Consider the following 25881-nt stretch of genomic DNA (forward strand, 5'->3'; position numbering starts at 1 on the left):
GAACCGTTCCGTCCTTGCCGCCTTCCTACGATCGAGGGATGCGGCGCCTGCCCGACGCCGCCTCGCCTCATGACCCCGAGACCCCCGCCCCCTCCATCAGCCCCGTCACCTCGGTGCCCGCCGGGGTCAGCAGGAAGACGTTGCGGTCGACCCGGTGCATGCCGCTGGCCAGGCCGAAGACGACGCCCGTGCTGAAGTCGAGGACGCGTCTGGCGACGTCTGTCTCGGCGCCGCTGAGGTCCAGGAGAACCGGGATGCCGGCCATCAGGGTCTCGGCGACCTCACGGGCGTCGCCGAAGACGTTGACGCGGAGGACCACGAAGCGGCGGCGGGGTTCGGTGGCCGCTTCGGGGAGTGAACGATGGTCCACCGCCGATGGCCACGCGTCGCGTCCGCGCAACGGCACGACCTGGGCGAGCCCTTCCCACTGCTCATCGGTGACGTCGTACCTGTTCACCGGCTCCCCCCGACCTGACTCGCCTTCAATGCCTGCACCGGCCAATTCTTACGCCAAGTCACCCGTTCGGCCCAACAGCGACACGGTCCGCCACCGACTCTGGGGCACCATCGAGCCACGCAAACAGGTCTTACCCGGCTCACACCGGACTCTTCACCTCCGGCGACACCCCGCTCACCGGGCGCGACTACCGTCCGATGCCGTGCACTTGGCAGAAACACAGCAGGTGACACCCGGTCGGCGGACGCAGTCGGCGGTGTCCGCCCTCCCGGAACAGCCCGCGCAGTGGCACCGAGTCCTGACCTTGCTCGCCGACATCAGTCTCTTCATCGGCACCCGCACGATCTGGACCCAGGCGGAGAGCCACCGGCCGATGGTCGCCGTGGCCATCTCGGTGTGTTACGCCGCGATCCTGGTCAGCGGCGTGCTGGCGCTCGTCGTGCGCCGCGCCAGGTCGCTCGTCCGGCTCGACGCCGTCGTCCTGGTGATCGCCGTGGTCCTCGCCCTGTGCGCGTGGGCCATGAACCACGGCGGCTCCGACGAGGCGGTGCTGACCACCCAGGCCGCCAAGGAGCTGGCCGCCGGCCACCCCGTCTACGGGCAGGCCTGGCCCTGGCTCTTCACCAAGGGCATCGCCCTCACCACGACCTTCAACGGCGGCTACGACTTCACGTACGGCTATCCCCCGCTCGCCCCGCTGCTCACCGCACCCCTGCTGTGGATCGGCCACGGCGGCGCCCCGGCGACGGCCGTGAGCACGGGCGCGCTGATCGTCGGCACGGCCGTGCTGTGGCGGATGCTGCCCGTGCAGTGGCGGTCGGCGGCCACCATGGCCTGCCTCGGGTTCGGGTTCCTGCCGACGTACGCCCGCGAGGGCTACCCGGCGATCACCGCGCTGGCCCTGCTGATCCCGGTGGTGGTGCGCTGGCCGCGGATCGGTCAGGGCGGCCGGCTCGGGGCGGCCGGTATCGCGCGGGCCGCCTGTCTGGGCGCCGCGTGTGCCGCGCAGCAGCTGCCGTGGTTCCTGGCGCCGTTCCTGCTGGCCGGGATCTACGCGGTGCGCCGCGGCGAGCTGGGCGGACGGGCCGCGGCGCTGGTGGTGGCGCGGATCGCCGGTATCGCCGGGACCGTGTGGCTGCTGATCAACACGTACTTCATCGTGAGCGAGCCGGGCACCTGGGCCACCGGTATCGCGCTGCCGCTGATCCAGGGGGCGACGCTGCACGGGCAGGGCCTGGTGGGCGTGTCCCTGTACTACACGCACGGCAGCGACCGGCTCGACTGGTACGGGCACGCGAGCATGCTGCTGGCCGCGGCCCTGCTCGGGCTGCTGATCCTGTTCATGCGCCGGCTGGGACCGGCGGCGACCATCCTGCCCTGGTGCGCGTTCTATCTGGCGACCCGGTCCCAGGACGGCTACTACCTGATGATGACCCCGCTGTGGCTGGCGGGCGCGATCACCGCACCTCCGTCCGAGTTCACGCGGGCCTGGCAGCCGCGCCCGCGCCTGCTGACCGGCCGGTACCGGCGTCCGGCACTGGTCGCGACGGCCGCGCTGATGGTCGCCCCGGCGCTGGTGAGCGCCGTCGTCGCGGTCACCGGGAAGCCGCCGCTGCGGATGGAGATCGCCTCCGTGCGCCGGGCCGCGAAGAACGCGGACGTCGTCACCCGGCTGACCCTGCGGGTCACCAACACGGACGACAGCGCCCTCGAACCGCACTTCATGCTCACCGTCGGCCAGGGCCTGCGCCAGTACTGGACGACCCTGAAGGGACCGGCCAGCCTGCCCGGGCACACCACGGCCAGTTATGTGATCCGGCCGGCCAAGGGGAGGTTCACCCTGCCGGGGCCGCACGCGCAACTGCGGCTGCGCGTCTTCACTCCGACCCCGCAGACGCTGTCCAGCATGGACGTCCATCTGCGGGTGGACGGCACCGGTGCGCGGACCACACCGTCCCACGGCGCCGGCGCCCGGACCTCACGGTCCCACGGCACCGGCGGGCGGGCCCACCGGTCCCACTGACGGTCGTCAGCCCGCCGTACGCACGAAGCGGAGCGAGGCGGCGACGGTCGTCAGGCCGCGGATCATGCCCATCTGGTTCCAGCCGAGGCCGAACTCACCGCGGTCCACGGTGAATTCCGTCTCCAGGGTGAGGGCGTCGGCGTCGGCGCCGACCAGGCGCGCGGTGACGGTCTGCGGGCGGCTGATGCCGCGCACGGTCAGCTGACCGGACACCTCGACGGAGTCACCGGCGCGGACCTCCGCGCTGCGGACGGCGAAGGTGATCTCGGGGTGGTTCTCGACGTCGAAGAAGTCGGCGGAGCGCAGGTGCTCGTCCCGCTTCTTGTTCTTCGTGTCGAGGGAGGCGGCGTCCAGGGTGATCGTGCCGGTGGCGGAGCCGCCGGAGTTCACCTCGCCCTGCCCGCCGACGACGCCGAAGGTGCCCTTCACGGTCACCAGGCCCCACATCGTCTTGTGGCGCAGGGCGACGGTGGTGGCGGCGGCGTCGAGCTGCCACAGACCGGTTTCCACGGCGACGGTCATGATCTTCTCCAGTGATGTGATTCAAATTTGGTTGCTTCAAATTTGGATGACTGCACGCTAGCCCATTATCCAAATCCGGACAACCGCTCGTACAAAATTGGACAACAGGTAGACTGCAACCATGGCCCGCTCCGACGAGAACCCCGCCGACCTGCTCGAATGTCCGTCCATGCAGGGGGGCGGACTGCTGCCCAAGGAGCTGCGCGGATGGATGTTGCTGCTGGCGGCCACCGGGGCGGTGGAGCAGCAGTTGCGGTCCGTCGTGAAGGAGCGGCTCGACGTCTCGCACGACGAGTTCCTGATCCTGTGCCTGCTCGCCGAGCAGCCCGCGGGCCTGCGCATGACCCAGGTCGCGGAGCTCCTGGGCCGCCCCAAGACCCGGCTCACGTACCAGATCGCCTGTCTCCAGCACGCCGGGCTCGTCACCCGCAAGTCGGTCTCCGGCGACCGGCGGGGCGTCGAGGTCGCCCTCACCGAGAAGGCCCGCGGCCTGCTGACGGATGCCTCCGGCACCCTCGCCGAGACGGTCACCGCGGCCCTCGCCCGCTTCGTGGGACCGGCCCAGCGGGACGCGCTGTGCGGGCTGCTGCCGGACCTCTTCGAGGAGTCGGAGGCGCAGGCCCCCTAGGCCGGCCGCCTCACCGTCGCCCCGCTCGCGCAGCGCCGCCTCCGGCCGGGCCACGCCTTCTCCCGGGTGGTGGCCCCGTACACCGGGCACGAGCTGCGCTTCCGCTTCCCGGACGACGGCGGGAACTTCGCCGAGGCCGCGATCCGGTGCGTGGGCGCGGGGAAATGCCGGCACCTGTTCGAGATGCTCGAGTGCCTCAGGAGCCGCCGTGTCGTGGGCTGACGTGGATCTCGGCGGGTCGACTCGTCGTCGCGGACCGGGCGTGCCTCATGCTCGCGGCCGGATCCCCGTCGTCGGAGGAGTGCACGGGAAGTCCCACAGGGACCGCACTCACCCCACCGCCGGCGATCCGGGCCACGAGGACATCGAAACGCGTCGGCTACTCGGGCCGCGCCCCGCTGTGACGACCCCGTGCGACGGCGAGCCCGGCCGCCGCCAGCCCCAGCACGCCGACGACCAGCCCGGCGATGCCGAGTCCGCGCGCGGTGGAGTCGCTGCTCTTCGAGGAGGCGACCGTGGTCTTCGTCGTCGAGGCGGAGGCGGTCGGCGCGCCGCTCTCGTCCGACGCGCCCTTGGCCGTCAGCTTGAGGACCGGTGCCGGGCTCTCCGGCTCGTCCGCGCCCGGCTCGGTCTCCTCGATCCAGCGGACGACCTTGCCGTCGGAGTACGTCTGCAGGGTCTTGAAGGCCAACTGGTCCGTGTCGTCGGGGAGTTGCCCGAAGGCCACGTTGAAGTCCTCGAACTGCCCGGCCCCGATCTTCCCGCCGGTCCAGGTGATCTCGGACACGGCGTCCGTGATGCTGCCGTCGTCGGTCTTCACCGGCGTCTTGAGCTTGGTGGTGGTGACCTTGGCGGTCCAGCCGTCCTGCGGGGTGACCAGGACGCCGAGCACGGGGTGGTCGGTGGGCAGGTAGACCTGCACCTTGGTGGTGCTCGCGCTGTCCTCCTCGTTGGGGACGCGGAAGGTCAGGAGGCCGTCGGTGGCGCCCTTGGCGTAGCTGTCGGGGTGGACGGTGACATGCGCGGAGGCGATGCCGGCCGCGGCGAGGACGGCGGTGGCGGCCAGGGCGGTGACGGCTCCGGCGCGGCGCAGGGTGGTGCGTACCGAGGACATGGGTGGGTGAATCTCCGTACTGGAAAGGTGTGTTGGGGTCAGATCGGGTACGGAGTCCCCGGTGGCGGCCCACGCCGCTGCACCGCGTGCCGCAGCAGGAGCGACCTCGGCGGCCGCGAACCCTCGGCACACAGGCGTCGTACGACATCTCGCGCGTCCAGCACCGGACGCGACCCGCCGCTCACCCGCCACCAGGCCACCAGACCCGGTACCAGTGCGGCGGTCCGGCGCAGCAGCGACCACAGGGCGGCCTCGCCGCGGCGCAGCCACCAGGTCAGCACCAGGGCCGCCGCGACGTGGGCGACGGTGGCGTGCGGGGTGACCGCGTGGCCGTGGGACGACATGCGCATGCCATGCATGACCATCGCCGAGTGCGGTCGTACCGCGTCGAAGGTGAGGTGCAGCCCGGCCTGGGCGCTGAGCGTGCCGGCACCGATGGCGCCCAGTGACCGCTCCCGGCCGCCCAGCAGATATCCGGCCCCGAAGACCGGCACGAACCCGACGGCCTGCACCCACACGGCCGGGGTCATCCCGGTCGCCAGCGCGTGTCCCCCGGCCGCGAGCAGCACACACAGCGCGGCGAACACCGCCGCGCGCAGCCCGCGTACCGAAGCAGACGCCGTCATGGCGCCCGATCCTGCCACGCACGGGGGCGGGCCCGCCCGGCGGATGCCGCGGCGCACAGGTGCAGACTGGAAACCCACAGGAAGGAACGGACCGAGGCGGTGACGACGTGACGGCCGACCTGCGTATCCGCGTCGACGGCGTGGACCTGCCCGGCCTCAGCTGCGGGCCCGACGGGGGCGAGGCGTCGTACCGGAACATCCATGTCGCCGTGCAGCGACGGGACCGGCCGGCCGAGCTGCTGGATCCGCAGCCGGGCGACGCCGGGTCCGTGAGCTGGACGCTGGAGTGCACCGCCGTCGCCTCGGCGGCGGGGACGGACGTCAAGGGACCTTATGTGCAAGGGCGTTCCGGAGGTCGGTTCGTGTATCTCTCCTGGGGTACGGCCTGTGGCTCCGGCGTGTTCACCGTGTTCCGGCGGGCCAAGCTGATGCTCGACGCCGTGCCGGGGGACGTGCTCGACGCGGCCGTGCGCGAAGGGCTGCTGGTCGGGCGGCTGGGACTGACCGACGCGAACGGCAACCCGTTGTGCGCGCGGGTGGTGCCGCCGCGTATCACATGGACCGCCGGTTCGCACAGCGTCGGGTGATCGTCCGCGCGGGCCGCGCCACATGCGTAACATGAGCGCCGTGACAGCCCGCGCACAGCAACGACCCGCGCCGCCGCACCCCGTGCGGTGGCGGGCGTTTCTGGTGCTCGCGCTGCTGGCCGGGCTGCTCGGCATGCACGCCCTGGCTCCCGGCGGCGCCGTGGAGGCGCACTCCACCCCGTCCCGGTACATGACGGTGGCGTCCGGCGTCCATGACGACTGCCCGGGCGACGGGCACTGCGGCGGCGGCCATGTCCAGCACGCCGACCAGACCTGTGCGTCGGGGGCGGTGAGCGGCGGGCCCAGCCTGCCCGCACTCGTCGCCGACCCGGTGGCCGTCCCCGTCCGCCCCGACACCGTGTGCCCGTACGCGGGTACGGCCCCGGACGGCGCCCGCGCGCCGCCCGATCTGGCGGAACTCCAACTCCTGCGGATCTAGACGCACCCCGCACCACGACCGTGACACGGCGTCGCGGTGCGCTCCGGCACGTCTGAAATCCCCTTCGCACAGCAGGAGTTCCAGCATGCGCAACACCCGTACGTTCCTGATCGCGGCAGCGGTCGTCGCCTCCCTCGCCCTCACCGCCTGCGGCAACGACAGCGGCAGCGACAGCAGCAGCGGAAGCGGCAGCAGCCATCACGATGCCGCCTCGTCGTCCTCGGCCTCGTCGAGCGCCGCCGCGCACAACGACCAGGACCTGACCTTCGCGCAGGGCATGGTCCCGCACCACCAGCAGGCCCTGGAGATGGCGAAGCTCGCCGCCGACCGGGCCTCGTCGCCCAAGGTGAAGGACCTCGCGGCGCGTATCGAGAAGGCTCAGGACCCGGAGATCCAGATGATGAACGGCTGGATGAAGTCCTGGAACATGGGCATGGACATGTCCTCGCCGATGCCGTCGATGTCCGCGATGGCCGGAATGATGAGCGGCAAGGACATGACGGAACTGAAGAACATGTCCGGCAAGGAGTTCGACACCATGTTCCTGACCATGATGATCGAGCACCACAACGGTGCCATCGAGATGGCCAGGACCGAGAAGGCCAAGGGTTCCTACGCCCCGGCCGTCTCCATGGCCGGCGACATCATCAGCGGCCAGACCGCCGAGATCACCGAGATGAACAAGCTTCTCGGAAAGAAGTAGCACCCGCCCGGCACCACAACGCCGCCCGCAGTCCGAGCCGCTCGCGCAGACGGGACAGGTCGCGGCCGGTGAAGTGCTCGACGCGCCCGATGCGGTGGTGGACGGTGCGGAGGCGTTGCCGGGCCGGAGCAACGGGCCGAGGACCGTGCTGCCGCAGGCGGTGCGGACCTCGGCCGGAGGAGGCGGTGCTGCGCCCGAACGGGGTGTCGTCGACGGTGGCCGTCGGTGCCGGTGACGACGATCAGGAAGCGCAGCGCCCTGCACCCCGCTGGTCCGGCACTCGAAGGCGACCGTCACCGGCCGCGCCGGCCGCGTCGGCTGCTGCGCAAGGGAGCTACTTGCCGAGCGCCGCCAGTACCTCCGCGCAGATGGCCATGGCCGTCTCGGCCGGGGTACGGGCGCCGATGTCGAGGCCGATGGGCCCGTGGATGCGCCCGAGGTGTCGGTCGCCGAGGCCCGCCTCCGTCAGCCCGGCGGCTCGGCGCTCCTGGGTGTGACGGGAGCCGAGGGCACCGACGTACGGAATGCCGGAGGTGAGCGCGGTGTGCAGGGTCGGGACGTCCACGTCGGGCTCATGGCTCAGCATGACCAGACACACGCATGCGGGGCGTTCGGCGAGCAGCTTGCCGGCGTCCTGCGCGGTCGAGGTGACGGTGGCCTGCCAGCCGAGCAATCCGGCCTGGGCGACGAGGAGTTCGGCGAGTTCGCCGCCGCCGACGACGACCAGATGCGGGACGGCGGGGCAGGTCTCGACGAGGCACAGCCCGGCGTCGGTGGCGTGCACCTCGCGTCCCGCACGGTGCCGGACCAGCAGCTCACGGGCGCGCTCGGCGGCCTGCGGCGGCACGTCCGGGCCGTCGGCCCGTCCGTCCCGGGTCACGACGGCGCTGACGGCGTGCGTGCGCCGCTCGTCGAGCCAGGTGACGAGCGCCGCGTCGGTGCCCGAACCGAGCAGCTCCCACCAGCGGGCGGGCAGGGAGGGCAGCGGCTGGAGCAGGATCTCGGCCTGGCCTCCGCAGGTCAGCCCGGCGTCCCGCACCCCGTCGTCGTGCACGGCCACCGGGACCACCCGAGAGGTGTGCCCGGGCAGCAGCGAGGCGGCCTCGTCGACCAGCTGCCGGTCGAAGGCGCCGCGGTAGAGCGTGCCGTGACAGTTCCCCTCGGCGTCGATCAAGATCGCGTCGGCGGGATGCCGTGGCCCGAAGCCACGCTCGGTGAGGGGCCGCGCGAGGACCGCCGTACGGTGCTGGGCCGCCCACTGCCGTGCTGTGTCCGCAAGTTCCCTCATGGAGGAAAGCCTAGTTTCAGTAGACGTCCCTGACATATCGCTTGTCGGTCGCCAGCTGCTTCACGTACGCCGCCGCGCCCGTCTCGTCCAGCCCGCCGTGCACCACGGCGATGTCCTTCAGCGCCTGGTCGACGTCCTTGGCCATACGGGACGCGTCGCCGCACACATAGAAGTGGGCGCCGTCCTGGAGCCAGGACCACAGCTGGGTGCCGTGTTCGCGCATACGGTCCTGGACGTAGACCTTGGCCCGCTGGTCGCGGGAGAACGCGGTGTCCAGGCGGTCGAGGGTGCCGTCGGCGAGGAGGCCGGCGAGCTCCTCCTCGTAGTAGAAGTCGGTCGCCTTGTGCTGCTCGCCGAAGAAGAGCCAGTTGGGGCCGCGGTGGCCGAGGGCGCGGCGCTGCTCGAGGAAGCCCATGAAGGGCGCGACCCCGGTACCGGGCCCGACCATCACCATCGGTGTGGCCGGGTCGGCGGGCGGGCGGAAGTGGGCGGAGCGCTGGACGTGGACCGGCACCGGGGTGTCGGGTTCGGCGTCGGCCAGGAACGGGGAGCAGACGCCCTGGCGCGGGCGGCCGGCCAGGTTCTCGTAGCGGACGACGGAGACGGTGAGCGAGACCAGGTGCGGGTCGGTCAGCGGGCTGGACGATATGGAGTACAGCCGCGGCTGCAGCCGCCCCAGCGTGTCGGCCCACTCCTGCGCGTCGGCCCGCACACCGTGCTCGGCGACGACGTCCACGGCCTGCCGGCCCCACGACCACTTGGCCAGCTCGCCCTTGTTGTCGGGACGCATCAGCTTCTTCAACTCCCGTGGGTCACGGGCCCGTTCGGTGACGAAGCGGAGCAGGCCGGGGGTGATCCGGGTGATGTCGAGATGCCGCAACAGGGCTTCGTGGAGCGGGACTTCGCCCACGGCGTTGAGCTCCACGGCGGTGTCCGCGTCGAGGCCGGTGACCGCGAGCCACTCCCCCACCAGCTCACGGGAGTTGAGCGGCCGCACGCCGAGCGCGTCACCGGCGTCGTAGAGGAGGGGTGTCTCGCTGTCACGGGTGTCGAAGGTGAACCGCCGGACTTCCTTGCCCGCGCCGGGGAGGCTGAGGAGACGGTTGCCGGTGAGGCGGGCAAGGACGGGGGCGGGTTTCCTGGCGCGGGGCGGGGCGCTGACGGCGGTCGGGGCGGTGGAGGGGGCCGCCGCGGGGCCCGGCTCCGGTGTGCGGGAGAAGCCGTTCGGGCGGTCGGAGAGGGCCTGCGGGCCGCCCGCCGAAGTCCCCGGGCCGCCACCAGGCCCCTCCGGCGCGCCCGTGAGTGCCGTGAGGACCTGGTCCAGCCACCCGTGCGCCGCGTCCTCGTAGTCCGGTTCGCAGTCCGTGCGCGGGGTCAGTCGTAGCGCGCCGAGTTCGTCGAGGCGTTGGTCGAGGCGGCGGCCGTGACCGCAGAAGTCGTCGTACGAGGAGTCGCCGAAGGCGAGAACGGCATAGCGTCGGCCGTCCAGACGCGGGGTGTCCGGGTCGACCAGGGTCTCCCAGAAGCCGCTGCCGTTGTCGGGGGCGTCGCCGTCGCCGAAGGTGCTGGTGATCAGCAGCAGATCGGCCTCGGCCGGGAGCGTGGCCGGGTCGACCTCGTCCATGCCGCGCAGGGACGCCGCGTGCCCGACCGTCTTGAGCCGTTCGGCGGTGGCGGCGGCGAAGTCCTCGGCGTTACCGGTCTGCGAGGCCCACAGGATGACGACCTCGCGGCGGACGACGGTCTCGGAGGCGGCGGGCAGGGTCTGTACCGGTACCGCCGGGACCGGGGCCGTCCGGGAGTACATCCCGGCGAGCACGCCGTTCACCCACAGGGCGTGCTCGGGGCTGAAGGGCGCGTCCGGCGGGAGCACCGGCACGCCGGGCGCGCCGGAGGGGATGCCGGCGAGGAAGCCGACCAGGTACTGCCGTTCCTGCGCGGACAGGACCGGCGGCGGTGCGGGTTCGAGCCCGAAGGGGTCGGAGGGGGTGGGCACCACGGCCGCTGCCCGCACGATCTCGACTTCCGTTTCCTGCCCCGGAGTTCGGACCGTCACCGGCGTCGAGACCTTGGTCAGCGACACCGCGCACACCTTCAACTCGGGCTGGAAGGACAGCGGATCGACGGCGTCGCTGGTCACGGCGTTGACGCTGAGGTACTCGCCGAACAGGTCGTTCCAGTGGAAGGGGGCGAAGCAACTCCCGGCCCGTACGCGGTCAGTGACCACCGCCGGCAGCACAGCTCGCCCGCGCCTCGACGCGACCTCCACCGAATCACCGTCGGTGACACCGAGGTCGGCGGCGTCCTCCGGATGCAGCTCCACGAACGGCCCGGGGTTGAGCTTGTTGAGCTTGGCCACCTTCGCGGTCTTGGTGAGCGTGTGCCACTGGTGCTGCAACCGCCCGGTGTTGAGGACGAACGGATAGTCGTCGTCCGGCATTTCGGCGGCCGGAATGTGCGGCCGGGCGAAGAACGCGGCGCGTCCGCTCGCGGTGGGGAAGGTGAGCGAGCCGTCCTCGCCGTCGACGTACCGGATGGGATTGCGGTCGCTCCCCTCCTCGCTCGCCGCCGGCCACTGCACGGGCGTCTCCCGCAACCGCTCGTAGGTCACCCCGCGCAGGTCCCACCCCGTCCTCGGGTTCCGGCACCGCTTGATCTCCTCGAAGACCTCCTCGGCGCTGTCGTACGAGAAGCCGTCCTCGAAGCCCATCTCCCGTGCGACACCCGCGATGATCCGCCAGTCGGCCATCGCCTCGCCGGGCGCGTCGGCGGCGGGCCGGGCGAGGGTGAGGTTGCGCTCGCTGTTGATGAGAACGCCCTCGGTCTCGGTCCACAGGGCGCCGGGCAGGACGACGTCGGCGTAGGCGTTGGTCTCGGTCTCGGCGAACACGTCCTGGGTGACGACGAATTCGGCGGCCTCCAGGCCTTCGATGACGGTCTTGCGGTTGCCGACGGAGGCGACGGGGTTGGTGCAGATGATCCAACAGGCCTTGATCTCCCCGTCGGCCATCTTCTGGAACATCTCGACGGTGCCCTTGCCGACCCCGTCGGCCCGCATGCTCCCCGGCGTAAGGCCCCACAACTCCTCGACGAACGCCCGCTCTTCGGCGACGAGCACGGACCGCTGGCCGGGCAGTCCGGGCCCCATGTACCCCATCTCCCGCCCGCCCATGGCGTTGGGCTGCCCGGTGAGGGAGAAGGGACCGCTGCCGGGGCGGCAGATGGCCCCCGTCGCCAGATGCAGATTGACCAGCGCGTTGGTGTTCCAGGTGCCGTGCGTGGACTGGTTGAGCCCCATGGTCCAGCAGCTCGTCCACTCCCCCGCCTCGCCGATCAGCCGGGCCGCCGCGCGGATGTCGTCCTCGGCGAGACCGGTGATCTCGGCGACGGCGGCGGGCGGGTAGTCGGCGAGGAAGGCGGGCATGTCGTCCCAGCCGTCCGTGTGGCGCGCGATGAACTCGGGGTCGGTGTGCCCGTTCTCGTGAAGGAGGTGCAACAACCCGTTCAGCAGGGCGAGATCGGTTCCCGGCTTGATCTGCAGGAACAGATCGGCCTTCTCGGCGGTCGCGGTGCGCCGGGGGTCGACGACGACGACCTTGGCGCCCGCCGACTTCACCCGCTCCATCATCCGCAGGAAGAGGATGGGGTGGCAGTCGGCCATGTTGGAGCCGATGACGAGGAAGAGATCGGCGCGGTCGAAGTCCTGGTACGAGCCCGGAGGCCCGTCCGCGCCGAGGGACAGCTTGTAACCCGTGCCCGCGCTGGCCATGCACAACCGCGAGTTGGACTCGATCTGGTTGGTCCGCACGAACCCCTTGGCGAGCTTGTTCGCCAGGTACTGGGCCTCCAGGCTCATCTGCCCGGAGACATAGAAGGCGAGGGCGTCCGGCCCGTGCCGGTCGAGGATGGCTCGCAGCCGCCGAGCCGTCTCGCTGATCGCCGCCCCCACCCCGCTCGGCACCGGCTCCTCACCCCGGTCGGGGCGGACGAGCGCGGTGGCCAGCCGTCCCGGTGCGGAGAGCATGTCGGCGGTGGTCGCGCCCTTGGTGCACAGACGGCCGAAGTTCGCGGGGTGCTCCTTGTCGCCGGTGGCCTTGAGGACCGTACGACGCCCGTCGGGCCCCATCCCGACGTCGAGGACGATGCCGCAGCCCACACCGCAGTAGGAGCAGACCGTCCGCACCTTCCTCGTGTCGGCGTTCCGCGAGTCCGGCGCGGCCACGGGCACCCCTGCCTCTCATGATCGTCCCGTACGGGTGGAGCTTCCGTGACGGTACGAAATGCCCATTACACGGGTGTCTCCTGAGCCGGTCATCAGGGGTTACACCGGGCGCACAGGGGCGGGGAGGGCGCTGTGAGAGATCTTGCGACGGGGAACGGGCCGGATGTCAGCCGCTGTTCGGCTGCCGCCGACACCGAGGGCCGCGAGCGGCACGAGGACGAGGGTGGTGGCGCCGAGGAGCCCGTTGGCGGCCACGACGGGGACGGGGAGGTGCCGTTCGGCGAAGGTGCTCTCCTCGCCGCCGGCGGGGACCGTGCGGTACACGGGAATCCAGCGGGCGAGCAGGGTGAAGCCGAGCAGGGCGACGGCGACGGCGACGAGCAGGCCGAAGCCGGTCCACGCCGGGGCGCCCTTACTGGCGGCGAGGGGAGCGGAAAAGGGAAGCAAGGCCGCCCTCCCCACTCTCGGCCGCGCTCGAACTGGGGGACCCACCCTGCTGCCGGCGCGGACCGCCTCGGGGCCGGTTCCCGTGGTCGGGAGTGCGGCTCAGGCGGGCGTACGGCCGCGGCGGAACCCCTCCGCCTGCACGGACTCGGCGGCGACGCGGACGCCGTAGTGGTAGGCGAGCTTGCCGCCGAGGTAGCCGGAGACGGCGAGGAGGGCGAGGGCGGCGGCGGAGAGCGTCAGCTGCCCGTTGCCGACGCTCTGCCCTCCCGCATAGCCGCCGCCCTGCCGCCAGAGGAAACCGACCGCGTACGCGGCGGTCACGGTGAGGTTGAGGGACATGTGCACCAGCGCGGTGCGGAAGGCCGGCGTCCCGCCGGGAATCCCGAACAGATCGAGAAACCCGACGCAGGCCGCGACGAGGGCACCGACCACACCGATGGCGATCAGCCAGGCCGACCCGTGGGTCAGGAACCCCGGCCGGCCGACGATCTTGGACGCGATGTCGAAGACCAGGCTGGACACCCAGGCCCCGATCGGCACGGTGACGAGGATCGGATGGAAGGGATGCCCGTACGGCCCGGCCAGCGCACCGCTGACCGGTCGCTTCGCCTGACGCAGACCACTGTCGACGGTCATGGGATCACCTCACCTGCGAGGCATTTCACCAACAAGTGTTGGTCTTATTCGGGTCGGGGTCAAGGGTCGGGGCGAGGAGAGGGGGAGCCCATCGGGCTCGTCCGGAGTTACCTTGGCTCCGTGTCCTCCGGCTCGGAACCGTTCGCCGCACTCGCCGTTCTCGGCGACGAGTCACGTCGGCGGCTGCTCGACTTCGTACGGCGGGCCAACCGCCCGGTGACCCGGGAAGAGGCCTCCGCGGCCGTCGGGATCTCCCGGAAGCTCGCCGCGTTCCACCTGGACAAACTCGTCGCGTCCGGGCTGCTGGAAGCACGGCACGGCGGTCGCGCCCCCCGCCGCGTCGGCCGTGCCCCCAAGGTCTACGAGCCCAGTCCGCACACCCTCTCCCTGAGCCTCCCCCCACGCCGCCACGATCTGCTGGCCTCCCTCCTCACCGAGGCCCTGACCGCGCAGCAGCCCGGCGAGGGCGCACAGGAGGCCGCTTTCCGGGTCGCCGGGGAACAGGGCGAAGCGCTCGGCGCCGGGGCCGGTGCCGGGGATGTCAAGGCCGTCCTGGAATCCCTCGGATTCGAGCCGGAGGACGCGGGCGCCGGCCGCACGGTGCTGCGCAACTGCCCTTTCCATCCGGTCGCCGCACAGGCCCCGGATCTGATCTGCGGCATGAACCACGCGTTCCTCTCCGGCTGCCTCGCCGCCTCCGGCCATCGCGAGACCACCGCGGTACTGACGCCTCGACAAGGCGCGTGCTGCGTCGAGTTGCACACCGACACATAAGGCATATGCATTCACGGTGATTCGGTGAAGAAAGAAATACCCTGCGCGTTCGAATTCACGTTCCCTCCGATTTCTTCACGAAATGCAATACGCCCATTGGGGCGGTGAGGTCCGTTCTCACAGAGCACCCCAGGTCGATTAAGAGGCAACGAAACGATCGATTAACGGACGCGTAGCGGGTGGGAATCGTCCCAGCTGTGCACTCCTGGTCACCGCCGTTCACGCACAGCGTCAGGAGGGACCATGTCCTTCTTCGCCAGGGCTTCCTGGCCAGGAGACCATCGCGACGAGGTCGTCGCGGGCGCGCTCGTCGCGGCCGTCGTCGTCGTCCTCGGATACGCCTCGGGCATCGGTGTCTCCACGCCACCGACCGTCGACACCGCGGCCCCGCCGGCCTCCCCCGCCCCGTCCGCGACCCACCAGCCCACGGCCCGCTCCGAGACCGGCCCGCCCGACACCTCCGCCGGAACCACGGGGTCGGGCACGGCAGGCGGTTACTGGGCGGGAGGCGGCGACGCCGGAATCCCCGTGGCCGGCGGTACGTCACCCACGGGCGGAGCAGGCGGCCACGATCACGGCACCGGCGGCGAGGGCGGCGGGACCGGATCGACCTCCCCCTCGCCGGCACCCACCCCGCCCCCGTCTCCCACCCCTTCGGACAGCTGCCAGGAAGGCGAAGTCAGCCTTGTGAAGCCCCTGTTGAACGGCGTGGCCACCCCGGTCACCGGCCTCCTCGACGGCCTCCTGGCCCCATCGGCCTCCCCGTCCCCCTCGCCCTCCGCCTCGGCCGGCACCGACACCCTCTCCTCCCTCTGTGTCGGCGTGGCCTCCCCCTCCGTCCTGCCGGAGCTCCTCCCATGAGGCCCCGCACCCCGTCCCTGCTGTTCGTCCTCCTCGCCGCCCTCACCGCCCTCCTCCTCGCCGCGCCCCCGGCCTCGGCCCACACGGAGCTGGACTCCTCCAGCCCCAAGGCCGGCGCCCGCCTCACCCACACCCCGGCCACCGTCCGTCTGACGTTCAGCGAGCCGGTCGAACTCGACGACGTCCACATCAGGGCGGCCGGCAAGCAGCTGAAGCTGTCGAGGACCGGGCAGGGCGGCAACTCCGTCCAGGTCACCGTCCCGAGGACCACCGGCGAGGACCGCCTCACCCTGGTCTGGCAGGTACTTGACATGGAGGACGGGCATCCCACCTCCGGCACGCTCGCCTTCCGCCTGGCAGCGAAGGCCGCGTCCGCCGGTGCCGCCGCATCCGAGTCCCCGGCCCAAGCCGCCCCCCAGCCCAGCGAGACGGTCCGCAAGGCCTGGGCCGCCGTCCGCTGGATCGGCTACCTCTCGCTCGCCCTCTACGTCGGCGGCCTCGCCTTCGTCGCGCTGCTCTGGCCGGACGGCGCCCGAGACCGCCGTTCCCGCCGCATCCTCACCCTCTCCTGGACCGCCGGTCTCGCCGCGAGCCTGCTCGCGCCGGGCCTCCAGGGCGCGTACGGCGCGATGGGCCCCCTCGGTGACGTGTTCCAACGGGCCACCTACACCGACCTGTTGAACACCGAGGTCGGCATCGTCGCCGCCTGCCGGGTGCTGATGTGGGTGCTCGCGGCCATCGTCCTGGCCGCCGTCCTGCAGGGCGGTGACCGGGCGGCCCGCTCTCCCGGCTGGCGCGTCGGTGCCCTGGCGGTGGCCCTCGGGCTGCTGCGGACGACGAGCATGACCGGGCACAACTCCGAGGGCACGCACCCGGGTTGGGGCGCGGTGGCCGACCTGGTGCATCTGCTCGGCGTCTCGCTGTGGCTCGGCGGGCTGACACTCCTCCTGCTGGGGGTGCTGCCCCGGCGCCGGCCCGAGGAGCTGTCGGCCGTCGTGTCCGGCTACTCCACCCTGGCCGCGGTCTCCGTCACCGCGATCGCGGCCGCCGGAACCGTGCTGACCTGGCAGATCGTCGGCTCCTTCGACGCCCTCTTCCACACCGGCTACGGGCGGCTGCTCCTGCTCAAACTCGCCGTACTGGCCCTGGTGTTGGTGATCGCGCAGCGCAGCCGCGGCTGGGTGAGGACCCGGCTCGACATCGCCGTACTGCTGCGCGGCGACCGCGCCACCGTACGGCCCTTCGTCCACTCGGTCGCGGCGGAGACGGGGCTCGTCCTCGTCGTGCTCGCCGCGACGAGTCTGCTGGTCACGTCCGCCCCCGGCCGCTGACCGGCATCCGCCCCATCCCCTCCCCGCACAAGGGTCAGGGGAATCTCACAAGGGAGACGCACCACCATGCACACTGAAGAAACCACCGCTCCCCCGCGCCCCCGGCGCTCCCGGGTGGGCAACCGGGTGCTGCTGGCCACCGGCGTGGGCGCGGGCATCGCGGCCGTCGCCGGGCTGGGTCTGCTGCAGGCGTCCGCCGGGGCCGCGACCCCGCAGCAGGCCGCGCCGGCCGCCGCCGCCCAGTCGATGACGGACATGGACCACTCGGCCTCCGATACCTCGGCCGCCGACTACACCATCAAGATCACGAACTACAAGTTCGCCCAGCCGAAGCTGACGGTGAAGGTCGGCGACACGGTGAAGTGGATCAACGAGGACAGCGCTCCGCACACCGTCACCACCACCAGCGGCCCGGCCAAGTTCGACTCCGGGTCCCTGCAGAAGGGCGACAGCTGGTCGTACACCTTCACCAAGGCGGGGACGTACGACTACTACTGCGCGGTCCACCCGGACATGACGGCCTCGATCACCGTGGTCGCCGACGACTCGGGCTCCTCCGGCGGTAGCACCGGGGGCAGCACGGGTGGTTCGACGGGAGGTTCGACCGGTGGCTCCACGGGTGGCTCGACCGGCGGCGGCACCGGCGGTTCCACCGGTGGCTCCACGGGCGGTTCGACCGGCGGGGGCAGCAGTTCCGGCGGTACGAGCGGCGGGGGCGACGGCGGTGACGAGCAGTGCGTCAGCGTCCAGCAGGTGCTGCTGCCGATCCTCCAGCACATCGACAAGGCGCACCTGGAGGAGTCCCCGGGCCAGCAGGTCCAGGACGCGCTGAAGCTCGACAGCTACATCAAGATGCACACCGTCTGGATCGAGTCGATCCTCACGCCCGCCGTCAACGGCGCCGGCAGCGTCTCCGACGACACCCTCAGCGTGCTGCTGCAGCACATCAACTCGGCGCATCTGGAGGAGTCCCTCGGCCAGCAGGTCTCGGACCTTCTGAACCCGGACGCCTACGTCAAGATGCACACCGTCTGGGCCGAGCACCTGCTCGCCCCGACCCAGAACTACCTCACCAAGTCCTGCTGACCTTCCCCCGCTTCAGCAGGACGCGGCGGGCCGGCCGAGTCGCAGTCGGCCGGCCCGCCGCACTCCTCATTCTCCCCGCCCGTCACTCCGCTCGCCCACCGAGGTGCCGAGATGACCACCGAGACCCTTCCCACAGCACCCCTTCCGCCGCCCGTCCCCGGACCGGACTGGCTGCCCGACCCCGGCACCTACACCGCCGCCCCGGACCGCTGCATCGTCGAACTGACCGCGCGTTTCGGCCCGTTGACCACCCTGCGCCGCCGGCTCACCGCCCTGGACGCGACCCTCACCGTGGCGCCCGACTCCGACGACTGTGTGCTGAGCCTGGAGCTCGCGGGCCGGCCGCTGGGCGGCAGGGTGCTGACGTTCGTCAGTACGAGCCTCACGCCCACGGACGAGGCCACCCGGCTGCATGTCCCCGGCGAGCTCGCCCTGTCCGGCGACCCGGCCGAGGCCGTCTTCGGCTTCCGCGTCGTCGAGCGCACCGCCGAGCGGCTTCTGGTCCTCGGCACGCTCGGGATGCCGTACCGCCCGCTGCGCAGCAGGACCGGCCTCACCCTCCCCCGCACCCGCCCCGCAGCCCGTGTCCGGCTGCTCGTCGCCGCGGAGTTCACATGCCCCGCCTGACCGTCCCGCGCACCCTGCTCGCCGCGTTCCTCGTGGCCGCACCCGTCACCGTGCTGCCCGCCTCCCCGGCGCAGGCCGCCACCGCGCACCAAGTCGTCATGTCCGGCTACGCGTTCAGCCCCCGCGCCCTCACCATCACGGCCGGGGACACGGTCACCTGGACCAACCAGGACCAGGCACCCCATGACGTGAAGACCACCTCCGGCCCCGCGTCGGTCCACTCCTCGATGCTGAACAAGGGCGGCAGCTGGAGCCACACCTTCACCGCGGCGGGGACGTACGGCTACGTCTGTACCGTCCACCCGGGTATGACGGCCCAGCTGGTGGTCAGGCCCGCCGCCGCCCCGACCACGCGGGCGCCGGTCCACGAGCACCACACCTCGGCACCCGCCGCCGTACCCGCCACACGGTCCGCGTCGACCGCCATGGCGGACATGCCGGGCATGGGCACAGCAAGCCCCGGGAAGGCCACGAAGTCGGCCGCCGCCCCCGCGTCGGACGCGCCGTCCCCCACCCCTTCCGCCGCTGCCGGCGCGGCCCAGCCCGCCCTCGACACCACCGGCGCGGCCTCCGACACCCGCCCCCTGGAGCCACTGCTGCTCCTGACCGGCGTGGTCGCGGGCGTCGCGGTCCTGTGTCTGCTGCTGGTCGGCTCACGGTCGGCCGCCGCGTCCCGGAGCGGCGACTGACATCACGTCTGCCCCAGCACCACCAGCACGACCAACAGCACCGTCGCCCCGGCACACCTGCCGTGGGCGACGACCGCTGTCAGGGGGACACCCACGCTCTCCGGCAGAGCGCAGGAGGAAGGGACATGTCGGACATCCCTCCACGGGTTCGCCCGTATGCGTGAACAGTGGTGCGAACCCCTTGATCTGCGGGGATCCACCGTGAGGCAATCGGCCGGACACCAAACCTGTACGGTTCGTTTTCTTGAATCGTTCGTGTTTATGGATGTAGGTTGGGCGCCATGACTGCACCCCAGCCCCCGACCACCGCCGATGAGCTGCGCGGTGCCGGCCTGCGGGTGACCGCCGCCCGCGTCGCACTGCTCGAGACCGTCCGCGAGGGTGACCACCTCGACGTCGACGCGATCGCCACGGGCGTGCGCGGCCGGGTCGGCCACATATCCCTTCAAGCGGTGTACGAGGCGCTCCACGCCCTGACCGGCGCGGGCCTGGTACGGCGCATCGAGCCGCCCGGCAGCCCGGCCCGGTTCGAGGGAAGGGTCGGTGACAACCACCACCACCTCGTGTGCCGGTCGTGCGGCGCCGTCTTCGACGTCGACTGCGCGGTCGGTCATGCCCCCTGTCTCACCGCTTCGGACGACCGAGGCTTCGCGATCGACGAGGCCGAGGTCATCTACTGGGGCCTGTGCCCCGACTGTTCCTCCGCACGCACGGCCTGAGCACCAACCCCCGGAAGGATTCCCATGACTGAGAACAACGACGCCGTAGAGGCGAAGTGCCCGGTGGCACACGACGCGCGCGCCCTGCACCCGACCCAGGGCGGCGGCAACCGCCAGTGGTGGCCGGAGCGGCTCAACCTGAAGATCCTTGCCAAGAACCCGGCCGTGGCGAACCCGCTGGGTGAGGAGTTCGACTACGCCGAGGCGTTCAACGGCCTCGACCTCCCGACGGTGAAACAGGACATCGCCGAGGTGCTGACGGACTCCAAGGACTGGTGGCCGGCCGACTTCGGCAACTACGGCCCGCTGATGATCCGTATGGCCTGGCACAGCGCGGGCACCTACCGCATCAGCGACGGCCGCGGCGGCGCCGGCGCCGGTCAGCAGCGCTTCGCCCCGCTGAACAGCTGGCCGGACAACGGCAACCTGGACAAGGCCCGCCGGCTGCTGTGGCCGGTCAAGAAGAAGTACGGCCAGGCGCTGTCCTGGGCCGACCTGATGATCCTCGCCGGCAACGTGGCGCTGGAGACCATGGGCTTCACGACCTTCGGCTTCGGCGGCGGCCGTGAGGACGTCTGGGAGTCGGAGGAGGACGTCTACTGGGGCCCCGAGAAGGTCTGGCTGGACGACCAGCGCTACACGGGCGACCGTGACCTGGAGAGCCCGCTCGGCGCGGTCCAGATGGGTCTGATCTACGTCAACCCGGAGGGCCCGAACGGCAACCCGGACCCGATCGCCGCGGCCCGCGACATCCGTGAGACCTTCCGCCGGATGGCGATGAACGACGAGGAGACCGTCGCCCTCATCGCCGGTGGCCACACCTTCGGCAAGACCCACGGCGCCGGCCCCGCGGAGAACGTCGGCCCCGAGCCCGAGGCCGCCCCGATCGAGGCGCAGGGCCTGGGCTGGGCGTCCACCTACGCCTCCGGCAAGGGCGGCGACGCGATCACCTCCGGCCTGGAGGTCACCTGGACCGCCACGCCGACCCAGTGGAGCAACGGCTTCTTCAAGAACCTCTTCGAGTACGAGTACGAGCTGAGCGCCAGCCCGGCCGGCGCCCACCAGTGGGTCGCGAAGAACGCCGAGGCGATCATCCCGGACGCGCACGACGCGTCGAAGAAGAAGCTCCCGACGATGCTCACGACCGACCTGTCGCTGAAGTTCGACCCGGTCTACAAGGAGATCTCGCAGCGCTTCTACGAGAACCCCGACCAGTTCGCGGACGCCTTCGCCCGCGCCTGGTACAAGCTGACCCACCGTGACCTGGGCCCGAAGTCCCTGTACCTCGGCCCGGAGGTCCCGGAGGAGACGCTGCTGTGGCAGGACCCGCTGCCGGCGGCCGAGGGCGAGGCCATCGACGCAGCCGACGTGGCGGCCCTGAAGGCCCAGCTGCTCGACTCGGGCCTGACGGTCTCCCAGCTGGTCTCCACCGCCTGGGCGTCCGCGTCGACCCACCGCACCAGTGACAAGCGCGGCGGTGCCAACGGCGCCCGTATCCGCCTCCAGCCGCAGGCCGGCTGGGAGGTCAACGAGCCCGACAAGCTCGCCCAGGTCCTGCGTGTCCTGGAGGGCATCCAGGCCGGCTTCAACACCGGCGCCAAGAAGGTCTCCCTGGCCGACCTGATCATCCTCGGTGGCGCGGCCGCCGTGGAGAAGGCCGCCAAGGACGCCGGCTTCGACGTCGAGGTGCCCTTCACGCCGGGCCGCGTGGACGCCACGGAGGAGCACACGGACGCGGAGTCCTTCGCAGCCCTCGAGCCCACCGCCGACGGCTTCCGCAACTTCCAGGGCAAGGGCAACCGCCTGCCGGCCGAGTACCTGCTGCTCGACAAGGCGAACCTGCTCGGCCTGAGCGCCCCCGAGCTGACCGTCCTGGTCGGCGGCCTGCGTGTCCTGGGCGCCAACTACCAGGACACCGCGTACGGCGTCTTCACCGAGACCCCGGGCAAGCTCACGAACGACTTCTTCGTCAACCTGCTCGACCTGGGCACGACCTGGAAGTCGACGTCCGAGGACCAGACGACCTTCGAGGGCCGCGACGACGCGACCGGCGAGGTCAAGTGGACCGGCACCCGTGCCGACCTGGTCTTCGGCTCCAACTCCGAGCTGCGCGCGCTCGCCGAGGTCTACGCCTCCGACGACGCCAAGGAGAAGTTCGTCAAGGAGTTCGTCGCGGCCTGGGTCAAGGTCTCGAACGCGGACCGCTTCGACATCGCCTGATCCGCGAGGTCACTGAGCAGGGCCACGGTCACTGAGCCAGACCGCTGACGTCCGGGCCGTCCCGCAGGGGGCGGCCCGGACGTCGCCATTTGCGCCCGTACGTCGTCCGCCAGCGCGCCTGGTGACGGGCGTCGCCCTGCCCGGAACCGTTGACGCCGAAAAGGGACGGCAGCGAGGCGCCGCTGTTCCACAGTCCCAACAGGTCGCGGTTGACGGCGATGATGCCGTTCTTCAGCACGACGTCCATGGCCTGACGGCTGAACCGGGTCGTCGTCACGAACACCGCGACATCCGCCCCGAAGTGCACCTTGGACCCGAGCAGATCCCGCACCTCCCGGCTGGCGATGACCGCACTCGGCGCATACCGCTTGCACTGCACGACCATCGCCCGCCCGTCCGGCAACCGCCCGACGACATCGGCCCCCTGGTCCCCGGACCCGCCGACGCGCCGCACCTCACGGCACCCGTCCCGCCGGCACAGCGCGGCCACCAACTCCTCGAACTCCGTGCCGGTCATGGCGTCCACCTCGGCCAGCGACCGACGCCCGGCCGCGACCGCGTCCTGCTCCCGCCAGTCCCGATCCCGCCCGCGCAGAATCCGGTCGGTACGCCAGAGCCACCAGACCGCCCCACCGACAGCAGCCGCTACGACGGCCCCGACGACGTACATCCAGATCGCCGACCAGAACACGGCCAGCGCCAGCAAGCCCGCGAGCCCGGCACCGGCCCGGCGCGAGAGCGCGTCCCGTCCCGCCGACCGCTGCCTCTTCCGCCCTCTGCGCTGCTTCCGTCCTCTGCGCTGCGCGGCCATCCGTACCACCCCCCGATCCCCTCATGGGCAGTGTGAACAGGGACCGGGCGGCCGGAAAGACGGCATATCGGCCAGGTCGGCCGGTTCGTTCTGTTCTCAGGGTGTACGCGGTGGAGACGAGGCCGCCTCAAGACCGCCCCGCCCGGACCCTTCACCGATCCTCGCGGCCGACCGTGAGACGGGCCGGGTAGTACGGGACATACGCCGCGCCATCCAGGCCGAGTGCGGTGGCGGACTTCTGGAGCGCGGTCGGCGTCGCCACGTCGTCCCAGCGGCCGGTGTCGACGCGGTGTTCCAGGGCGTGGAGGGCGGCGACGGTCTCGGCGGTGGTGAAGGCGCAGTGGCCCTGCCGCTCGACGAAGGCCTGGCGGAGCAGTGCTCCGTCGCCCGAGGCACGTACCCGGGCGGCGAAGCGGTTCTCCTGCTGCACCGGAACCAGGTTGTCGGCGGTGGTGTGGATGTCCAGCAGCGGTACACCGAGGCCCTGACCGGCGGAGGAGGTGCGCTGGGCGGTACGGACCGCGGCGGGGTCGGCGGTGACCGACGCGCCCTTGGTCAGGGACTTCAGGTCGGCTCGCAGGTCGAGACCGGCTGCCTGGTAGAGGGCACGGACCTGGGGTGCGTGTGCGGAACCGGCGAGCAGACGGCCGTAGTCGATGCCCTTGTTCCAGGAGTTGTTGCCGCCGACGGACTGCTCGATCGCGTACCGGCCGCCCTCGACGAACGACAGGATGCCCTGCGCGAACCAGTCGTACTGCTGTGCCTCCTGACCCGCCCAGTCGGTCGGCGCGGGCTTGGTCCTGCCGGGCGACCAGCCGGGCAGGTTGAGGAAGGCCGCGGCGAGCGCGACCCGGGCGCGGCCCTGCGGGGTGGCCTGCGCGGCCGTGACGGCGTCGGTGAGCTTCTTGGCGGTGCCGGCCGCCTCGTCGGAGGAGCCGAAGCGGACCAGCTTGACGTCCTGCTCGGACAGGAACAGCCGGGCGATCGTGTACTCGGCGTCCAGCTGGTAGTTGTCCAGGTCGGTGCCGCCCGCGACCAGGCCGCACACACCGAGCGCGCCGTCGATGCGGCCGGCGCCGTCACGGGCGAGCTGGGCGTTGACGAGTCCGCCCATGGACTGGCCGATGGCGAGGGTGCGGTGCGGCCTGCCGATCTTCGCGGTGACGGCGTCGAGGGTGGCGAACTGGTCGCGTTCGGCGCTGTTCAGGGCCCACATCGAGCCATGGGGGTCGTAGGACGACCCGGCCATCGCGTAGCCCTCGGCCAGCAGCTGTGTGCGTACGGCGTCGGTGGGGGCGTCCCTGGCGACGGTGGGGCCGAAGCCGTGGCTGAAGATCAGCAGGGTGCCGTTCCAGTGCTCCGGGACGTCCGCGACCCAGGTGGCGCCGTCGGTGAGGGTACCGGTGAGCTGACCGGAAACGGCCGTGTCCGTCCGGGCGGCCGAGGGGAGGGTGGTGAGGGCCGCGGACGTCAGCGTGGCCAGGGCGGCCAGGGCGATGCGCAGACGGGTGCGGCGGGTGCGGGTGCGGGTGCTGGCAGGCATGGGGGCGGCTCCTGTGGGGAGGGGGGAGCGGAGGCTCAGTGCACTGAACGAGCGCCAGCGAACTTAGGGCTATTTTCTTGCAGCCGTCAATAAGATGCACAACTTAAGCCTCCGAACGGCCGAGTTCCGGCGTCCCCGTCCCAGCCGCCCGGTTGAAATCCCCTCTGGGGGACGGGGTTTGACGAGCCCGCTCTGGTAAGCCAGGGGTCGCCGCCCTCAGTGACCTCCGCGCGGCTCAGGCCCCGCAGCGCCGGTCACCAGCAGAACGAGGGCCAGTACCTGCACGACCACGACCACCGCGATCAGGGCCGGGATCGACACCCCGTACAGGGCGCCGGTCAGCGCCCCGCCCACCAGGCTCGCCCCGCCGACCACCCCCGCGAAGACGCCGTAGGCCGTCGCCCGTCGCCCCGGTGGCACCAGGTCGGCGACCGTGGCCCGCAGCGTGGACTCCTGGATGCCCATGGCCGCGCCCCACACCAGGGAGCCGAGCACGGCCACCGTCACCGTGTTCGTGAACGCCAGCATCGGGACGGCGGCGGTCAGTGCCGGCAGGGCCGCCAGCACCCGCGCCCCGAAACGGTCGTACAGCCAGCCCGTCGCCAGGGCCGCGAGGGCGTCGACGGCCATGGCGGCGGCATACAGCACCGGCACCCACGCGGTCGTCATCAGGTGCCGCTCGACGAGGTGGTAGGAGAGCACACCGAACGTGGTGAAGCCGGCGGTGGTGGCCGCGGTGAAGGCCGCGTACGTCCAGAACGCGCGCGGCAGGCGACCCGTCGGCGTGGGCTCGGAGGTGGGCGCGGCCTCCCGTTCGTACGCCGCCGGGTCGGGCACCCGCGCCCGCAGCCACACCAGCAGGCCCAGCACGGCGACTCCCGGGACGGCGAGCACACCGAGCGCCGGTCCGTAGTCGCCGCCGGTGAGGGCGAGCACGCCGGCCACGACCAGGGGCCCGATCAGCGCGCCGACCTGGTCCATCGCCTCGTGGACGGCGAATCCGCGCCCGCGCCCGGTGGCGGCGGTGGCGTGCGACAGCAGGGTGTCCTTGGCCGGTGAGCGCACCGCCTTGCCCACACGTTCGGCGATCACCAGCGCGCAGGCCGCCCACAGCACTCCCACGACCCCCAGCAGCGGCACGGAGACCACCGTCAGCGCGTAACCGGCGATCGCCAGGCCCCAGAAGCGGCCTGTGCGGTCCGCCAGCGGGCCCGAGACCAGGCGCAGTCCGAGCGCCGCCGCCTCGCCCGCCCCGGTCACCACGCCCACCACGAGAGCCGACGCACCGAGCGAGGCCAGCAGCGGCCCGGTGATCGAGCGAGCGCCCTCGTAGACGAAGTCCGCGAGCAGACTCACCGTGCCGAACCACACCACGAACCGCCAGGGGCGCATAGGGTCGCACCTTCCTTGTCGACGCCGACACCCGGCACATGAAGTGACAGGTTCCAGTCAAAGACTGTCCAAGTTCCGGACACCCCTTTCCGCCTGTGATCAGGTCCCAGCGACGGCCGTACGCAAGCCCGTTTGG

Annotated in this window: 25 protein-coding genes; 14 read left to right on the forward strand and 11 right to left on the reverse strand. The window is 71.6% G+C overall.

Annotated features, from left to right (window positions below; all coding sequences use genetic code 11):
* Positions 1 to 67: 67 nt before the first annotated feature.
* Positions 68 to 457 carry a cell division protein SepF gene (locus ACWC09_RS40285; RefSeq protein ID WP_450856029.1) on the reverse strand — a complete coding sequence of 130 codons (390 nt, stop codon included), beginning with the start codon at positions 455 to 457 and terminating at the stop codon, positions 68 to 70.
* 202 nt (positions 458 to 659) lie between these two features.
* On the opposite strand from ACWC09_RS40285, the gene ACWC09_RS40290 reads away from it, so the two are divergent.
* Positions 660 to 2480, forward strand: coding sequence for a hypothetical protein (locus tag ACWC09_RS40290; protein ID WP_450856030.1), 1821 nt, complete (start codon positions 660 to 662; stop codon positions 2478 to 2480).
* A 6-nt stretch (positions 2481 to 2486) separates the two neighbouring features.
* Here the strand turns inward: ACWC09_RS40290 and ACWC09_RS40295 are convergent, their stop codons facing one another.
* Positions 2487 to 3002 (reverse strand): YceI family protein, encoded by a 516-nt coding sequence (locus ACWC09_RS40295; protein WP_450856031.1) that lies wholly within the window; start codon positions 3000 to 3002, stop codon positions 2487 to 2489.
* A gap of 121 nt (positions 3003 to 3123) precedes the next feature.
* On the opposite strand from ACWC09_RS40295, the gene ACWC09_RS40300 reads away from it, so the two are divergent.
* Together ACWC09_RS40300 and ACWC09_RS40305 are read left to right on the forward strand one after the other, a co-directional pair.
* Positions 3124 to 3630 (forward strand): MarR family winged helix-turn-helix transcriptional regulator, encoded by a 507-nt coding sequence (locus ACWC09_RS40300; RefSeq protein ID WP_450856032.1) that lies wholly within the window; start codon positions 3124 to 3126, stop codon positions 3628 to 3630.
* A gap of 66 nt (positions 3631 to 3696) precedes the next feature.
* Entirely contained in the window at positions 3697 to 3852 is a 156-nt protein-coding gene (locus tag ACWC09_RS40305) for a hypothetical protein (RefSeq protein ID WP_450856033.1), read from the forward strand.
* 157 nt (positions 3853 to 4009) lie between these two features.
* Here the strand turns inward: ACWC09_RS40305 and ACWC09_RS40310 are convergent, their stop codons facing one another.
* Positions 4010 to 4744 (reverse strand): YcnI family copper-binding membrane protein, encoded by a 735-nt coding sequence (locus ACWC09_RS40310; RefSeq protein WP_450856034.1) that lies wholly within the window; start codon positions 4742 to 4744, stop codon positions 4010 to 4012.
* Positions 4745 to 4782: 38 nt separating this feature from the next.
* The gene (locus ACWC09_RS40315) at positions 4783 to 5370 is read right to left on the reverse strand and encodes a hypothetical protein (protein ID WP_450856035.1); all 588 of its coding nucleotides are present in this window, start codon (positions 5368 to 5370) and stop codon (positions 4783 to 4785) included.
* Between the two features lie 107 nt (positions 5371 to 5477).
* Between ACWC09_RS40315 and ACWC09_RS40320 the strand changes: the two genes are divergently transcribed.
* From ACWC09_RS40320 to ACWC09_RS40330, 3 genes are all read left to right on the forward strand, one after another.
* The gene (locus ACWC09_RS40320; RefSeq protein ID WP_450856036.1) at positions 5478 to 5957 is read left to right on the forward strand and encodes a DUF5990 family protein; all 480 of its coding nucleotides are present in this window, start codon (positions 5478 to 5480) and stop codon (positions 5955 to 5957) included.
* Between the two features lie 40 nt (positions 5958 to 5997).
* Positions 5998 to 6396: a DUF6153 family protein gene (locus ACWC09_RS40325; RefSeq protein WP_450856037.1), complete on the forward strand. Its 399-nt coding sequence runs from the start codon at positions 5998 to 6000 to the stop codon at positions 6394 to 6396.
* 85 nt (positions 6397 to 6481) lie between these two features.
* Positions 6482 to 7099, forward strand: coding sequence for a DUF305 domain-containing protein (locus tag ACWC09_RS40330; RefSeq protein WP_450856038.1), 618 nt, complete (start codon positions 6482 to 6484; stop codon positions 7097 to 7099).
* Between the two features lie 334 nt (positions 7100 to 7433).
* Here ACWC09_RS40330 and ACWC09_RS40335 read toward each other — a convergent pair whose 3' ends face one another.
* From ACWC09_RS40335 to ACWC09_RS40350, 4 genes are all read right to left on the reverse strand, one after another.
* Complete coding sequence (locus tag ACWC09_RS40335) at positions 7434 to 8387, reverse strand: XdhC family protein (protein WP_450856039.1); 954 nt, start codon at positions 8385 to 8387, stop codon at positions 7434 to 7436.
* Between the two features lie 16 nt (positions 8388 to 8403).
* Positions 8404 to 12609 (reverse strand): molybdopterin-dependent oxidoreductase, encoded by a 4206-nt coding sequence (locus ACWC09_RS40340; RefSeq protein ID WP_450856040.1) that lies wholly within the window; start codon positions 12607 to 12609, stop codon positions 8404 to 8406.
* Positions 12610 to 12708: 99 nt separating this feature from the next.
* Complete coding sequence (locus ACWC09_RS40345; protein WP_450856041.1) at positions 12709 to 13056, reverse strand: hypothetical protein; 348 nt, start codon at positions 13054 to 13056, stop codon at positions 12709 to 12711.
* A 99-nt stretch (positions 13057 to 13155) separates the two neighbouring features.
* A complete protein-coding gene (locus tag ACWC09_RS40350; RefSeq protein WP_450856042.1) occupies positions 13156 to 13692 on the reverse strand; it encodes a DUF2231 domain-containing protein in 537 nt (178 codons plus the stop codon).
* Between the two features lie 120 nt (positions 13693 to 13812).
* On the opposite strand from ACWC09_RS40350, the gene ACWC09_RS40355 reads away from it, so the two are divergent.
* From ACWC09_RS40355 to katG, 8 genes are all read left to right on the forward strand, one after another.
* A complete protein-coding gene (locus ACWC09_RS40355; RefSeq protein WP_450856043.1) occupies positions 13813 to 14466 on the forward strand; it encodes a helix-turn-helix transcriptional regulator in 654 nt (217 codons plus the stop codon).
* A 243-nt stretch (positions 14467 to 14709) separates the two neighbouring features.
* Positions 14710 to 15327 (forward strand): hypothetical protein, encoded by a 618-nt coding sequence (locus ACWC09_RS40360; protein WP_450856044.1) that lies wholly within the window; start codon positions 14710 to 14712, stop codon positions 15325 to 15327.
* Complete coding sequence (locus tag ACWC09_RS40365) at positions 15324 to 16658, forward strand: copper resistance CopC/CopD family protein (protein WP_450856045.1); 1335 nt, start codon at positions 15324 to 15326, stop codon at positions 16656 to 16658. Before ACWC09_RS40360 ends, ACWC09_RS40365 begins: the two co-directional genes overlap by 4 nt.
* Positions 16659 to 16724: 66 nt before the next feature.
* A complete protein-coding gene (locus ACWC09_RS40370; RefSeq protein ID WP_450856046.1) occupies positions 16725 to 17744 on the forward strand; it encodes a cupredoxin domain-containing protein in 1020 nt (339 codons plus the stop codon).
* A 111-nt stretch (positions 17745 to 17855) separates the two neighbouring features.
* Positions 17856 to 18371 carry a hypothetical protein gene (locus ACWC09_RS40375; protein ID WP_450856047.1) on the forward strand — a complete coding sequence of 172 codons (516 nt, stop codon included), beginning with the start codon at positions 17856 to 17858 and terminating at the stop codon, positions 18369 to 18371.
* Complete coding sequence (locus ACWC09_RS40380) at positions 18359 to 19060, forward strand: cupredoxin domain-containing protein (protein ID WP_450856048.1); 702 nt, start codon at positions 18359 to 18361, stop codon at positions 19058 to 19060. The genes ACWC09_RS40375 and ACWC09_RS40380 overlap by 13 nt, the downstream gene beginning before the upstream one ends.
* Positions 19061 to 19341: 281 nt before the next feature.
* The gene (locus ACWC09_RS40385; protein ID WP_356355441.1) at positions 19342 to 19779 is read left to right on the forward strand and encodes a Fur family transcriptional regulator; all 438 of its coding nucleotides are present in this window, start codon (positions 19342 to 19344) and stop codon (positions 19777 to 19779) included.
* 24 nt (positions 19780 to 19803) lie between these two features.
* Complete coding sequence (gene katG / locus ACWC09_RS40390; RefSeq protein WP_450856049.1) at positions 19804 to 21999, forward strand: catalase/peroxidase HPI; 2196 nt, start codon at positions 19804 to 19806, stop codon at positions 21997 to 21999.
* Between the two features lie 28 nt (positions 22000 to 22027).
* Here the strand turns inward: katG and ACWC09_RS40395 are convergent, their stop codons facing one another.
* The 3 genes from ACWC09_RS40395 to ACWC09_RS40405 all read right to left on the reverse strand — a co-directional run bounded on the left by ACWC09_RS40395 (position 22028) and on the right by ACWC09_RS40405 (position 25745).
* Complete coding sequence (locus ACWC09_RS40395; protein WP_450856050.1) at positions 22028 to 22810, reverse strand: restriction endonuclease; 783 nt, start codon at positions 22808 to 22810, stop codon at positions 22028 to 22030.
* Positions 22811 to 22961: 151 nt separating this feature from the next.
* Positions 22962 to 24353, reverse strand: a complete 1392-nt coding sequence (locus tag ACWC09_RS40400; RefSeq protein WP_450856051.1) for an alpha/beta hydrolase — start codon at positions 24351 to 24353, stop codon at positions 22962 to 22964.
* A gap of 216 nt (positions 24354 to 24569) precedes the next feature.
* Positions 24570 to 25745, reverse strand: a complete 1176-nt coding sequence (locus tag ACWC09_RS40405; protein ID WP_450856052.1) for an MFS transporter — start codon at positions 25743 to 25745, stop codon at positions 24570 to 24572.
* Between the last annotated feature and the right edge of the window lie 136 nt (positions 25746 to 25881).

The sequence above is a fragment of the Streptomyces sp. NPDC001617 genome (assembly GCF_053596855.1).

Coding starts and splice junctions, on each gene's coding strand:
- ACWC09_RS40295 (WP_450856031.1), bottom strand. CDS start 3,002: ATGACCGTCGCCGTGGAAACCGGTCTGTGGCAGCTCGACGCCGCCGCC.
- ACWC09_RS40300 (WP_450856032.1), top strand. CDS start 3,124: ATGGCCCGCTCCGACGAGAACCCCGCCGACCTGCTCGAATGTCCGTCC.
- ACWC09_RS40310 (WP_450856034.1), bottom strand. CDS start 4,744: ATGTCCTCGGTACGCACCACCCTGCGCCGCGCCGGAGCCGTCACCGCC.
- ACWC09_RS40315 (WP_450856035.1), bottom strand. CDS start 5,370: ATGACGGCGTCTGCTTCGGTACGCGGGCTGCGCGCGGCGGTGTTCGCC.
- ACWC09_RS40330 (WP_450856038.1), top strand. CDS start 6,482: ATGCGCAACACCCGTACGTTCCTGATCGCGGCAGCGGTCGTCGCCTCC.
- ACWC09_RS40335 (WP_450856039.1), bottom strand. CDS start 8,387: ATGAGGGAACTTGCGGACACAGCACGGCAGTGGGCGGCCCAGCACCGT.
- ACWC09_RS40350 (WP_450856042.1), bottom strand. CDS start 13,692: ATGACCGTCGACAGTGGTCTGCGTCAGGCGAAGCGACCGGTCAGCGGT.
- ACWC09_RS40360 (WP_450856044.1), top strand. CDS start 14,710: ATGTCCTTCTTCGCCAGGGCTTCCTGGCCAGGAGACCATCGCGACGAG.
- ACWC09_RS40365 (WP_450856045.1), top strand. CDS start 15,324: ATGAGGCCCCGCACCCCGTCCCTGCTGTTCGTCCTCCTCGCCGCCCTC.
- ACWC09_RS40370 (WP_450856046.1), top strand. CDS start 16,725: ATGCACACTGAAGAAACCACCGCTCCCCCGCGCCCCCGGCGCTCCCGG.
- ACWC09_RS40375 (WP_450856047.1), top strand. CDS start 17,856: ATGACCACCGAGACCCTTCCCACAGCACCCCTTCCGCCGCCCGTCCCC.
- ACWC09_RS40380 (WP_450856048.1), top strand. CDS start 18,359: ATGCCCCGCCTGACCGTCCCGCGCACCCTGCTCGCCGCGTTCCTCGTG.
- ACWC09_RS40385 (WP_356355441.1), top strand. CDS start 19,342: ATGACTGCACCCCAGCCCCCGACCACCGCCGATGAGCTGCGCGGTGCC.
- katG (WP_450856049.1), top strand. CDS start 19,804: ATGACTGAGAACAACGACGCCGTAGAGGCGAAGTGCCCGGTGGCACAC.
- ACWC09_RS40395 (WP_450856050.1), bottom strand. CDS start 22,810: ATGGCCGCGCAGCGCAGAGGACGGAAGCAGCGCAGAGGGCGGAAGAGG.
- ACWC09_RS40400 (WP_450856051.1), bottom strand. CDS start 24,353: ATGCCTGCCAGCACCCGCACCCGCACCCGCCGCACCCGTCTGCGCATC.
- ACWC09_RS40405 (WP_450856052.1), bottom strand. CDS start 25,745: ATGCGCCCCTGGCGGTTCGTGGTGTGGTTCGGCACGGTGAGTCTGCTC.